The 11,546-nt window shown below is 72.3% G+C and carries 9 protein-coding genes; 7 read left to right on the forward strand and 2 right to left on the reverse strand.

What is annotated here, in order from left to right; genetic code table 11:
- Window positions 1-4 precede the first annotated feature (4 nt).
- The gene (locus AC5L35_RS22270; protein WP_495061618.1) at window positions 5-910 is read right to left on the reverse strand and encodes a helix-turn-helix domain-containing protein; all 906 of its coding nucleotides are present in this window, start codon (window positions 908-910) and stop codon (window positions 5-7) included.
- Window positions 911-1,002: 92 nt separating this feature from the next.
- Between AC5L35_RS22270 and AC5L35_RS22275 the strand changes: the two genes are divergently transcribed.
- The 4 genes from AC5L35_RS22275 to AC5L35_RS22290 are packed head-to-tail and all read left to right on the forward strand — an operon-like array spanning window position 1,003 to window position 3,589.
- Window positions 1,003-1,716 (forward strand): M50 family metallopeptidase, encoded by a 714-nt coding sequence (locus AC5L35_RS22275; RefSeq protein ID WP_495061619.1) that lies wholly within the window; start codon window positions 1,003-1,005, stop codon window positions 1,714-1,716.
- 21 nt (window positions 1,717-1,737) lie between these two features.
- Window positions 1,738-2,157 (forward strand): nitroreductase family deazaflavin-dependent oxidoreductase, encoded by a 420-nt coding sequence (locus tag AC5L35_RS22280; RefSeq protein ID WP_495061620.1) that lies wholly within the window; start codon window positions 1,738-1,740, stop codon window positions 2,155-2,157.
- Between the two features lie 41 nt (window positions 2,158-2,198).
- Entirely contained in the window at window positions 2,199-2,636 is a 438-nt protein-coding gene (locus tag AC5L35_RS22285) for a GlcG/HbpS family heme-binding protein (RefSeq protein WP_495061621.1), read from the forward strand.
- 8 nt (window positions 2,637-2,644) lie between these two features.
- On the forward strand, window positions 2,645-3,589 hold the full coding sequence (locus AC5L35_RS22290; protein WP_495061897.1) for an EamA family transporter: 945 nt from the start codon (window positions 2,645-2,647) through the stop codon (window positions 3,587-3,589).
- Window positions 3,590-3,592: 3 nt separating this feature from the next.
- On the opposite strand, the gene AC5L35_RS22295 is transcribed toward AC5L35_RS22290, so the two are convergent.
- Entirely contained in the window at window positions 3,593-4,084 is a 492-nt protein-coding gene (locus AC5L35_RS22295) for a DnaJ family domain-containing protein (protein WP_495061622.1), read from the reverse strand.
- A gap of 62 nt (window positions 4,085-4,146) precedes the next feature.
- Here AC5L35_RS22295 and AC5L35_RS22300 point away from each other — a divergent pair, with 62 nt between their 5' ends.
- From AC5L35_RS22300 to AC5L35_RS22310, 3 genes are all read left to right on the forward strand, one after another.
- Window positions 4,147-4,509 (forward strand): cupin domain-containing protein, encoded by a 363-nt coding sequence (locus AC5L35_RS22300; protein WP_495061623.1) that lies wholly within the window; start codon window positions 4,147-4,149, stop codon window positions 4,507-4,509.
- Window positions 4,510-4,809: 300 nt separating this feature from the next.
- Window positions 4,810-10,902 carry an eCIS core domain-containing protein gene (locus AC5L35_RS22305; RefSeq protein WP_495061624.1) on the forward strand — a complete coding sequence of 2,031 codons (6,093 nt, stop codon included), beginning with the start codon at window positions 4,810-4,812 and terminating at the stop codon, window positions 10,900-10,902.
- A gap of 53 nt (window positions 10,903-10,955) precedes the next feature.
- Complete coding sequence (locus AC5L35_RS22310) at window positions 10,956-11,522, forward strand: dienelactone hydrolase family protein (RefSeq protein ID WP_495061625.1); 567 nt, start codon at window positions 10,956-10,958, stop codon at window positions 11,520-11,522.
- Window positions 11,523-11,546: the final 24 nt, after the last annotated feature.

Raw genomic sequence — 11,546 nt, forward strand, 5'->3', positions numbered from 1 at the left:
GGGGTTAGGGGTGGGTGCGGAGGGCGTCGATCAGCCACTCGAACGCCGGGACCGAGGGCGGCCTGGGCTCCCAGCCGTTGAGGGTCCCGAGGAGCTGCCAGTACCGCTCCACCCTGCGGTCGGTGAAGGTGGCGGTCGCGGCGGCGAGCTCGTCCCGGCCGGCCGGGTCGAGCTCCGGTGGGATGAGCCGGTGCAGGACGGCCTGCCCTTCCGCCGATCCCGGTGCGATGCCGGCCGTGACCGCCGCGCCCGCGTGCTCGATGACGGCCGCCGGATCAACCAGCGGCTCGGCGGCGCCCGGCTCGGATCCGGCGGTGGCCATCTCCCGTACCCGCGCGCGGAACGACGGGTCCGTGACGAGCTCGGCGAGCTCCACCCAGGCCTCGACCTGCTCGGTGGTGGGCTCGTCGGGTAGCTCCGCAGGCATCGTTCGCATGGCACCGGCGATCCCCGCACCGGGGGCGTCGGGATCGGTGTCCGCGAAGGCACTGTCGACGAACTCGTCGATCAGCTGCTGGCGTTCGGTGGCGGAGAGCCGGGCGAGGTCGTTCATGAGGGCTGCCTTTCTGGGGGAGGGGGCCCCGCGGGCGAGCAGCGTGCACACCGCGCGCTGCGTCCGCAGGGTTCGGATCTGACTGTCGATGGCCTGTACGTGCGCCGCGGCGACGTCCTCGACGCTGCGTCTGCGCTCCAGCACGAGCCGCACGTCGTCGAGGCCGAGGCCGAGTTCGCGCAGCGTGCGCACGAGGTCGAGCCGGGCCACGGCGCGGGCGTCGTAGCGGCGGTAGTTTCCGGTCGAGCGTTCGGTCTCGGGCAGGACGCCCTCGTCGGACCAGAACCGGATGGTGCGGACCGGTACGCCCGACCGGCGGGCGAGCTGTCCGATCGTCAGCAGGGTCGTCTCGGTCATGGGCTCATCCTCTGGTCTCCAGTGGCTGGAAGGTCAACACCGTTTCCGGCCCGCACCCGGGGCGCCCGTAGCGCCAGTGCGAGACTCGTGCCGTGGGGGATGGCGCGGGCGCGGTGCTGCAAACCGTCATCGACACCCTCGGTGCGCTGGTCGCCGACCGGCCCGGTGTGCTCCTGGCGGCCGTCCTCGCGTTCGTCGCGGTGGTCTGGCAGGTGTCGTGGCGCTGGACGCGGATCGTGGTGACCATCGCCCATGAGGGCGGCCACGCGCTCGTCGCCGTGCTCGCCGGGCGGGGCCTGACGGGCATCCGGCTGCACCCCGACACGTCGGGGCTGACGGTGTCCACCGGCGCCCGCCGAGGCCCTGGCCTGGTGTTCACGTTCCTCGGTGGGTATCCGGCGCCGTCGCTCCTGGGGCTCGGCGGCGCCGCACTGGTGGCCGCGGACCGCGCGTCCTTGATGCTCTGGATCGCGCTCGGTCTGCTCGTCGCCACGCTGATCCACATCCGGAACCTCTACGGGGCGGTCGCCGTGCTGGCCACCGGCGCGCTCGTCACGGCGGTGGCCGGGTGGGGCACGCCGCGGCTGCAGGACGGCTTCGCGGCCGCGCTGTGCTGGTTCCTGCTGTTCGGTGGTCTGCGTGCGGTGCGGGAGCTGCAGCGGGGCAGGCGCCGGGGCCTGCACGCCAGCTCGGACGCCGACATGCTCGCCGGTCTCACCCACGTTCCGGGCGGAATGTGGGCCGGTCTCTTCTGGTTGGTCGCTGGTGGGGCTGTGATCACCGCGGTCTGGGTGCTGCTCTTCTGACGCTGTGCTGTGAGGAGAAAAATGAGCGAGTGGGACGACCGGAACCAGAAGATCATCGAGGAGTTCCGGGCCAACGAGGGGCGTGCGGGCGGCTTCTTCGAGGGCTCCAACATGATCCTGATCCATCACATCGGCGCCAAGTCGGGCACCGTACGCGTGGCGCCCTTGGTCTACTTCCCGCAGGACGACGGGAGCCTGGTGATCATCGCCTCCAAGGGCGGGGCACCGACCAACCCCGACTGGTACCACAACCTGAAGGCCAACCCGAAGTTCGACGTCGAGGTGGGCACGGAGACCTTCGCGGTGCTGGCGGAGGAGGTGTCCGGGCCGGAGCGCGACGAGATCTGGGCACGCGTCGTCGCCGAGAAGCCCGGATTCGGTGACTACGAGCGGAAGACCACCCGGACGATCCCCGTCCTGCGGCTGACCCGGGTGTCCTGAGGCAGGATCAGGCCCGATCGCCCGTCGACCTGGAGGAAACCGTGACCATCACGCTCGAGCAGGCCCAGACCATCGTGCGCGCCGCGCTGGAGCACGGGACGGAGCAGCGGTTCAACCCGCTCACGGTCGCCGTGCTCGACCCCGGCGGTGCCCTCGTGGCGCTGGGACGCCAGGACGGCTCGGGTCACCTGCGCCCGGACATCGCCGTCGCCAAGGCGTGGGGCGTGCTGGGGCTGGGCATGACGAACCGGGCGATCGCCGCGCGTGCCGCCGACTCGCCGGAGTTCTTCACGTCGGTGGCCACGCTGGCCGGCGGCCGGATCCTGTCGGTCCCCGGCGGCGTCTTCGTCCGGGACGGCGACGGCAGGTTGCTCGGCGCCGTCGGTGTCACGGGCGACCTGTCGCTCAACGACGAGGCCGCGGCCGTGGCGGGCATCGCCGCGGCCGGCCTCGTGGCGGAGACCGGAGCCGAGGACTGAGCGCCGGCCTGCTTGCCCGTCGCGACGGCACTCAGGCCGGTCTCGCATTCGCTCTGGTCTCGGCCGCCGCGTTCGGGCTGTCCGGGCCGTTCGCGAAGGCGCTGACGGACGCCGGATGGTCCGCCAACGGCGCGGTGCTCGTGCGGCTGGGCGGGGCGGCCGTGATCCTGCTGGCGATCCTGGCGGTCGCCCGGCCCGGTGTGCTGGCCGCGATCCGCGCCGACGGGCCGGCGCTCCTGCTGTACGGGCTGCTCGCCATGGCGGGCGTGCAGGTGGCGTTCTTCAACGCCCTGCAGTACCTGCCGGTGACGGTCGCGCTGCTGCTGGAGTACCTCGGTCCGATCCTCGTGATCGGCTGGGTGTGGCTGGTGCGGGGGCAGCCGCCGGGTCCGCGCACGGTGCTGGGGGCTGGCGTCGCCCTGGTCGGGCTGACGATGGTGGTGCAGGTGTGGTCCGGGATCGGGCTGCGCTGGGAGGGGCTGGCCTGGGGTTTCGCCGCGGCGGTGTGCCAGGCCGCGTACTTCCTGATGGCCGACCGCGCAGGCAGCACGACCCCGCCGCTGGTGCTCGCCGGGGTCGGGATGACGGTGGGCGCCGTCGTGGTCGGGGTGCTCGGGGCCGCCGGTGTGCTGCCGGTCGTGGTCGACACCGGGGCCACCGGGGTGCTGCTCGCCGGCGTCGACGTCGGATGGCTGGTCGCCGCCGCGTTGCTGATCGGTGTCTCCTCCGTGGTCGCCTACCTCACCGGGCTGGCCGCGATCGCCCGGATCGGTGCCGCGCGCGGGTCGCTGGTGGCGTTGCTGGAGGTGGTGGCCTCGGCCGTCGCGTCCTGGCTGCTGCTGGGCCAGGTGCCCACTGCGGCGCAGGCGTTCGGTGGTGTGTTGATCCTGGTCGGCGTGGCACTGACCAGCACCGCCCGGCCCGCGGCGCTCGCGGAACCGGATGTGCGGTAGCCGTCAGCTCCGGCGCAGGAGGCGGCGCCACCAGGGCGTCGTGGGCGGTGGGTGGAGGCCGGGGGGCGCGGACACGGCCTCGACGGCGGGAGCGGGTGCCGTCCGCTCGGTGCGCCACCGGCTCACCGCGTCGTCCGCGTCGACGGGCCCGATGCGGACGCGAGGCCCCGACGGTGCGCGCAGGAAGTCGACGATGCGCATGTTGAGCTCCGCAACCGCGTCGCGTACGGCCTGCTCGGTGGGCAGATCGCGCAGGGTCGCGGGCAGCCGGTCGACCTCCTTGCGCAGCTGGACGGACGGTGGCAGCAGCGCGTCGTTCGACAGGCCTTCGCGCCGCAGGTAGCTCTTCACCCACCACATCTCGTCGTGCGGGTCGTCGAGGCCGGGGAGCGGTTTGCCCTTCCCCGGCAGGTTGTCGAAGTCACCCCGCTCCTGGGCGAGCCGGATCTGCTTGTCCACCACCGACTCGTAGCGGTGGCCTCCGGGATCGACCACGGTTCCCTCCCCTGCACCTTCCCGAACGTCCCGACCGTACCCATGGCTGAGATGATCGTGCGGTGCCGAGACTGATCGAGAACCCGAGCCGGGTCACCGCGGCAGGCGAGCCGCCGAAGACCATCGACGAGTACGTCGGGCAGGTCAACACCGGCGACGGGCGGCTGTCGATGGCGCACATGCGCAGTCCCTCGGGCTGGTCGGAGCCGGGTCAGCGGCCCGAGTTCGACGAGTTCACGCTCGTGTTGCGGGGTGCGCTGCGCGTGGAGCACGAGAGCGGCGAGCTCACCGTGGCGGCGGGGCAGGCGGTGCACACCGCGGCGGGGGAGTGGGTGCGCTACAGCTCGCCCGGTGCGGACGGTGCGGAGTACGTGGCGGTGTGCCTGCCGGCGTTCACCATGAATACCGCGCACCGGGACGACTGACCGGACCCAGCTCCCGGCCGATCGGCCGCCGGCGACGGAAAGCCGCCGGAAATCGTGCTGTTCCTGCGCCGGCGGCGGCGCTGTTCGCTGTTGTCCGGAAATGGTATCCGGGGCGGCATCCTCGCGACTCACCTTTCCGAAATCCGGCCATGACCTGCGGAAACGCTCAGGCCATGCGGACTTCCCTGGACGTACATCTTCGGTTTCCCGTGCTTTCCGCTCCTTCGACCAATCTGGGGAGTCTCCCCGAGTTTCGGGCGAGGAGGAGCCGAACGATGTCACGACCAGCGGGGAGAACCAGTGCGGCTGCGGGGCTCCGCGCACGAGGTCGGCAGTGCGCAGCATCCAGTTCGGTCGCCCGCACGTCAGGCCGGACGCTCCGCTCCGGCCGCAGCCGAGCCGGGTTCGGCGCGGCTGGCCACGCTGCAGCGCCTGGCGGGCAACGGCGCGGTCAACCGGGCGATGGCCGAGCAGCCGCAGTCGGGCCACGAGGACAGCTCCGCCGTCCACGACGTGCTGGCGTCCCCCGGGCGGGCTCTCGACGATCGAGTACGGCGCGACATGGAGACGCGGCTCGGGACGGACTTCTCCGGCGTCCGGGTGCACTCCGATGCGGTCGCGCAGCGGTCGGCGACGGAGATCGGGGCCCGCGCCTACACCTCCGGTGAGCACGTCGTGCTCGGTGCAGGGACCGACCGGCGGACCATCGCCCACGAGCTGACCCACGTCGTCCAGCAACGGCGCGGTCCGGTGAGCGGTACCGACCAGGGCAACCGCCTGCGGATGAGCCGTCCGGACGACCGGTTCGAGCGGGAGGCCGATGCGGTGGCATCGGCCGTGGTGTCGGGGCTGTCCACGACCGGCGCAACCGTGGACGCCGAAGCCGTGCGGGTGCCCGACCGAGGGCAGGTCGCCATGGGCTCCGTCGTGCAGCGCGTGCCGGCTCGACCGGTGGCGCGCCCCCGGCGGAGGCCGCTGCCCCCCATCCCGGAGGAGGGCGCGAACGGGGTTGCGGCGCAGGTCGACGCCGGACGAACCAACGCCGACGCGCCCGCGGAGGCAGCGGCGAGGACGGCGCGGGGCTCCACCGGGGGTGGTGACGTCCCGAGCCCACCCGAGCGGATCAGCGAGGGCCAGCTCGGGGGCGGTGACCGCGTCCTTCAGCTCGAGGGCGCGGACAACCTGGTCAGCGATGCCCTGCTGCGGGAGCTCGCCCACGTCCTGAGCACGCGTCAGCTGGACGAGGCCGGAGAACAGGTCGCGGCGCCGCTCCGCCTGCAGGCGTTGCAGCCGGTGCTCTCGTCGCTGACCCGGGGTGACGTCATGCTCGTCGCCCTGGACGTCGGCGGCTGGACGGGTGAGATCGGGGTGACGGCCCGGGTCGTCGAGGCCGCGACGCGGGACACGATCGAGAAGTTGGAGTTCGAGGACGGCGGCGACCGGTCCACGTCGGTCTCCGAGCTCGGGGAGCGTCGATCCCGGATCCGCGGCGGGGGCATCTTCAGTGCGAAGACGTCCGCGGCCACCGGGTTCACCTTCCAGGGCGGTGCGCTGCGGGACCGGATCACCAGCAGCGTCCTGGCGAGTGTGGGGCGCAGCTTCGCGCGCACCAAGACAGCGGAACGTGCGCTGCGTATCGACGCCGAGATCGAGATCGCGTTCGACCTCTCCGGTCTCCGCGGGCCACGTCGGCTGCCGGTGGTGGGTTCCCGGCGGCAGATCCGCGAGGGAGACGACGGGTCCGGCTCCCGGGTGAGCGTGCCCGCACTGGTCGCCGGCCCGGAGGCCGAGGCGGCAGGTGCTCCAGGTCCGCGCGAGCACCTCATGCCGCCGGTGCGGGTGCAGGAGACCCGCGCGCTCGGCGGCATGGACGTGGTCCAGGACGTCTACGCGGTGGATGTGGCCGGGAAGCGGACCGGTGGCGGGGTGCGCGCGCTGCTCGGCGCCGAGACGGACCCGGCGTCCGTGGAGAGCTGCGGCCGCCACGTGTTCACCGCAGCCTGGCCCACGATGCGGCGGGAGCTGCTGGCGCATCTCACGATGGTGTCGCTGCAGAGCGACCTGAAAGCCATGATGGTGGGCAGGGGTCTCGAGATCCCCCTCATGAACGGCCGGGGCACGATCCGGGTCGCCGCCGAGATCGAGCAGATGCGCCACGTTCGCACCACCGCGCAGACGGAATTCAACGTCGGGACCGACGCGAGCCGGACGGTGGGTACCTCCGGCGTCGCGGGCTGGCGGGCGGAAGGTGTCTTCGCGGGTTCGAACTCCGACTTCAACGGTGCGCCCTTGAGCGGGACCCTCTCCGTCCCGGTCGAGTACGGGCGTGAGGACAGGTCGGGCGGGCAGATCACGGTCCGGTCCGGCACCGGCATCAAGATGAAGGCGCGCGGCGCCGTCTTCGACGGTGTCGCCAGGCTGACGTTCAGCCTTCTCGACGCGGCCTCGACCGCTCCCACCAGTGCGTATTCGAGGTTGGGGTTCCAGGCCGTCGTGGAGGCCGCCGAGTCTGTGGAGGCCGCCGGGGCGAGGAGGTTCGCGGCCGTCGGTGGACGCCGGGCCATGACCGCACCGAGGTTTGCCGTTGGCGCGACCGTCCGACGGCCCGGCGAGGCGATCTGGGGCTCCGGAGGACAGGGCGGGGGAGGGCTGCCGGCCCACGCCGTCATCCTCGACGTGCTCGCGGGATCCGACGACGCCCACAACCCCGTCGCCGACCTCGCGGGAGCGCTGGGGCAGCGGCAGCTGGGCGAGGCCTGGCCGGGTCTGCGGCCCGTGGTTCTCGGTGCGTTCAGCCGCGAGCGTCTCGCGGCGTCGATTCCGGCGATGACCCGGAAGGTGCCGCTGCAGAGCCCACCGCTGGTCCGCGCCCGGCACGGTGCCGCCTGGATGGCAGCGACGGCCCGGTTGGAGCGGCTGGACTACGTCCGGGAGCTCTCGGACAAGGCCGAGCTCAACGTGCTCAACGACGTGAGCGAGGGGTCGGCCGCGCAGCACTCCTCCTATCGGGGTGGCGGTGTCGAAGTCCAGGGCGGGGTCGACCACCAGCTCTCGGAGGCGGTGTCCGCCCAGTTCCCCGGGCTCGGGGGCGAGTTCGCGGTACGGCACCGCAAGGCATCGGAGGCGCGCCGGGGTGGCGGCAGCGTCGCCAGCGGCAAGTTCTCGGAGCCGATGGTCGTGTTCATCGGCACGGCCACGGTGGACGTCCGGCTCGCCGAGAGCGGGGTCACCGAGGCCCTGGGCGACGAACCCACCCCGCTCCGGTTCCTGGTGGCGGTGCCGAAGTCGCACACCGACGAGCACGTCGTGGATGGAGCCCGCGGTAGGCAGCGCTTCCGTGCTCCGGTCACCCGGCTCGCTGTCCGCCCGGGGACCGATGTCATCCCCACTGCCGCTCCGGGTGCCGCGCTGGGGCCGGAGCGGGTGAGCCGGACCGGTCAGATCGGTGCGTCGGACGTGGTCGTACGGCTGGACGACGACAGGGCGGTGGTGGAGAAGCTCCGCGCGGAGATCGGCGACGGGTTCGGTTCCCACTGGCGTGAGGTCGAGGAGAAGGTGCTTCCGCTCTTCGACCCGGTCGCGCTCCGGCCGCTCGTCTCCGCGCTCACCCACGGGCGGCCGTGGGGCACGTCCGTGACGGTCGACAAGAAGCGGACGGACATCCGCATCGTCTCGGCCACGGCGGCGATGACGTCGCACCTCCGCTCGGTTCCCGCCTTCGAGTTCGAGATCGGCACGGACTCGACGGCCGCCGCGGGAACCTCGCGCGGGCAGCGCAACCGGGTCGCCGCGAGGGCGCAGGGATCCGTGTCCGCGCCCCACCTGTCGGTCACGGTCGGCGAGCGAGCGTACGTGGATCGGATGCAGGAAGTCGGACGCGACCAGTCCGCCGCCGCGATATCGAGAGGGAAGTCGGTCGAGCCTGCTGAGCTCTTCACGGGCAGGCTGAGCTTCGGGATCGAGGTCAGGCTCCGCGGGGGGCCGCCCCGGACGGTGACAGCGGTCATGCGGGGTGAGTTCGCATTCCCCGCCCGTGACATGCAGCAGAGGCCGGGGGCCGGGCCGGCCACCGCGTCCACGACTCTTTTCCGGCCGCCGTCCCGGATCACGCAGTCCCAGATTCTCGGCGCGAGCGACATCGTGCTGGAGCTGCTCCACCCCGAGCTGCCCCAGCCCGTGGGAGCGGCGACCTCGGCCTCGAGGTTGGTGCCGGTGCGGCCCGCGCGGCTCTCCTCGGGGGCCGTTCTGGACCAGCTGACCGACACCGGCGTCCGGGCCTTCGGGTCCCCGAAGGCCTGGGCGGCGGCCCGCGCCGAGCTCGCGGAGCAGTTCACGATCGACGAGCTCCGGACGAGGATGCGGTCGCTGATGGCGGGTCAGTCCTGGACCATCACGCTGAAGAAGCACGGCAGCGTGGTCGTCAGGTCCAGCGTCGAGGAGATGACGCACGCCGCGAACATCCCCTCCGTCGAGTTCAACAGCGGAGCCGCCGCCGGCCTCACCCTCCTGGGCACCGACGGGCGGCCGATGGCCGACTCACGCAGCGCCTACGTCACGAGTGTCGGGGTCGAGGGCACCTCCGATCCCTCGGGAGTTGCCCCCGCGCTCGTGGGCGGTGTCACCGGCATCTACGAGCGCGGAGTGGACGCCACCTCCGACCAGCGGACCGGCAGAAGCTCGGGCGGCGGGACGAAGTCGAAGGTTCCGGGCAGCGTGTTCGACGGGATCGCGGCCATCGACGTCGAGTTCCGGCCACCGCGTCGCCTGTGGGGCAGGACGGTCGACCAGAGCGTCGGGAAGACGTCCGGCCGGTTCCGCCAGGAGATGGACCGGATCGCCACGGAGCTCCAGGAGGTCGAGCGCTCCGAGCGCGAGTTCCATGCCGCGATACCGGATCCCGCGTCCGCCCGGGTGGACGGCGAGGGGCTGGCGCGCCGGCGGGCGGCCCTGATGGCCGAGCAGGCGGAGCTGCTGGAGGAGCAGACCGCGGAGGTCCGCAAACGCCCGCGCACGGAAGCGCTGAGAGACCCGAGGATCGACGAGATCGACCAGCGGATCCTGGAGGTCGAACGGACACGGCGACAGTTCGTACACCGGCCCGCGAGCGCCGCGAACTCCGTGGAGCGCAACGCGGCATCCCGCCTGGAGCAGCTGGCCGCGGAGCGGGCGGAGCTGGTGGCGAGGTCCACCGCTCGGAACGCCGCGCCGGCTCCCCCGATGACGAAGAGGGCGTTCCTGACGAAGGAGCGCCACACGGGCCGGGCGAAGGTGCGTTTCCGGGCGCTCGTCGAGAGCAGCGACGCCCTCGCGGTCGACCAGGCCGAGGACGCCCGGTTCCGGGTCGGTCAGCAGCCCACGCCGGGTCTGCGCCGGGCCTGGGCGGTCCGTCGTGCGGAACCCCGCACCGCCCGGGTGGCCCCGGAGCAGACCTGGATGAACGGCCTTCCGTCCAACACCGTCATCCGCGACCTGCCCGACGTCGGTTCCCTGCTCGGCCTGCTCGACACCTACGGGCGGCAGAACTATCGCGGCGCCTGGGACTCCGGCCCGAGCCGCGGCCTGAGGAACTCCGAGCGGGTCGAGCAGGCGTTCAGCCGGGAGCGGCTGATGGCCGACCTGCCCCGCCTGACCCGGGGCGAGGCGCTCACCAGCCCCCGGTTCCGGGTGAAACTCGGCAGTGCATGGGTCTCGGTGACCGCCGAGGTGGTGGAGCTTGCCCAGGACCGCGAGGAGCAGGGTGCGGATGTCGCGCTGGTGGCGGAGAACACCACGCGGTTCCGCGAGCGGGAGCGCAAGTCGACGATGAGCGGCATCACCGGGCAGTTCGGCGCCGCGGCATCCGGTGTGAAGGGCGCCCCCAGCGGCACCGGCTTCCTGGGGTTCTCCCTCCGGAAGCGCCAGGGCACCGAGGTGCAGAGCGGCGCGCGGGTGGTGTCGAACTCCAAGATGACGCTCCCCCTCGTCCATTTCGACGGCCATGTGCGGTTCGTGTTCACCTTCCATGGCGGCTCCGGACCGGAAGCGTCGAAGACCGTGTCGGGGATCGTGCCGGTCGCGGTCTCCCTGCCGACCGAGCAGACGAGCACACCGGCCGAGCACGCCGTCGACACCGCGGTGCACTCGCAGTGGACCCACCCCACGGCGGCCGAACCCGCGGTCACCGACTCGATCAAGAGGCTCGAGCAGGACCTGCGGACCGAAGGGGACGGGTCCGGGTTCCTGGTCCGCACCAGCCGCCCGCGGCCGGATCAGGTGGATCAGCACCGCGTCGTCAACCGGGACGGCCGGATCCTGTGGTACGAGGACCGGTCCAACCGGCTCGTGCACCCCCCGTGGGACGCGATGACGGTCACGGCGTCCAGGCTGACAGCGGCCGCCGTCCCGAGCAGATAGCGCACCCAGCGCGTTCGACCTGTCGGAATCACCGGCCACTAGGCTCCCGCGCCATGGCTGAGATCGTCCTGTTCCACCATGCGCAGGGACTGACGTCGGGAGTGCGCGCATTCGCCGACGAAATCCGCGCCGCCGGACACGTCGTGCACACCCCGGATCTCTACGACGGCCGAACCTTCACCGAGTTCACCGACGGCATCGGCCATGCCGACGAGATCGGGTTCGGCGCCCTCATCGAGCGTGGCCGGCTCGCCGCCCAGGACCTGCCCTCCGACGTCGTCTACGCGGGGTTGTCGCTCGGGGTGATGCCCGCGCAGATGCTGGCCCAGACCCGTGCGGGTGCCAAGGGCGCCCTGCTGCTCCACGGCTGCGTCCCGCTGTCCGAGTTCGGGGGCACGTGGCCCCCCGGCGTCCCGGTGCAGATCCACACGATGGACCACGACGAGTGGGGCGATGTCGACATCGCCCACGAGCTCGTCGAGACGGTGGAGAGTGCGGAGCTGTTCCTCTACCCCGGTGACCAGCACCTGTTCACCGACAGCAGCCTGCCCGTCTACGACGAGAGCGCCGCGACGGTGCTCAGGAAGCGGGTGCTCGACTTCCTCGCGGCCATCGGCTGACCACCGGCGGGACGACCACGTCGC

The sequence above is a fragment of the Pseudonocardia sp. OZ21 genome (assembly GCF_059359135.1).

What these genes read in the sequence shown, in the direction of transcription:
- AC5L35_RS22310 (WP_495061625.1), top strand. Translation starts at nt 10,956, where the DNA reads ATGGCTGAGATCGTCCTGTTCCACCATGCGCAGGGACTGACGTCGGGA.
- AC5L35_RS22270 (WP_495061618.1), bottom strand. Translation starts at nt 910, where the DNA reads ATGACCGAGACGACCCTGCTGACGATCGGACAGCTCGCCCGCCGGTCG.
- AC5L35_RS22280 (WP_495061620.1), top strand. Translation starts at nt 1,738, where the DNA reads ATGAGCGAGTGGGACGACCGGAACCAGAAGATCATCGAGGAGTTCCGG.